The organism is Lysinibacillus sp. VIII_CA (assembly GCF_049943995.1).
Classification (GTDB): domain Bacteria; phylum Bacillota; class Bacilli; order Bacillales_A; family Planococcaceae; genus Lysinibacillus; species Lysinibacillus pinottii.
Window position 1 is genome coordinate 1 of sequence record NZ_JBNFXM010000103.1, and the last position, 287, is coordinate 287.

Here is a 287-nt window from a genome sequence, read left to right on the forward strand (position 1 = left end):
ATCAAACTCTCCATAAAAGAAATTTGATTAGCTCAAATTGTTTTGCTGGCATCATTTTGATGTCCAAAATTTTGTTTTGTTCACTAGCTAGGCTAGCTACTTAAAACTTTATTGATTACGTTTTGCTTGTTCAGTTTTCAAGGTTCATAGCATTGTCAAATCAGACAACTATTTAATCTTATCAAACAACCAAGAGGTTGTCAATGCTTTTTTTGGAGCGGGTGATGAGAATCGAACTCACGACATCAGCTTGGAAGGCTGAGGTTTTACCATTAAACTACACCCGC

At 35.9% G+C, this 287-nt stretch carries 1 tRNA gene; it reads right to left on the minus strand.

What is annotated here, in order from left to right:
- Positions 1–213 precede the first annotated feature (213 nt).
- Positions 214–287, minus strand: a tRNA-Gly gene (locus ACP3VS_RS24410).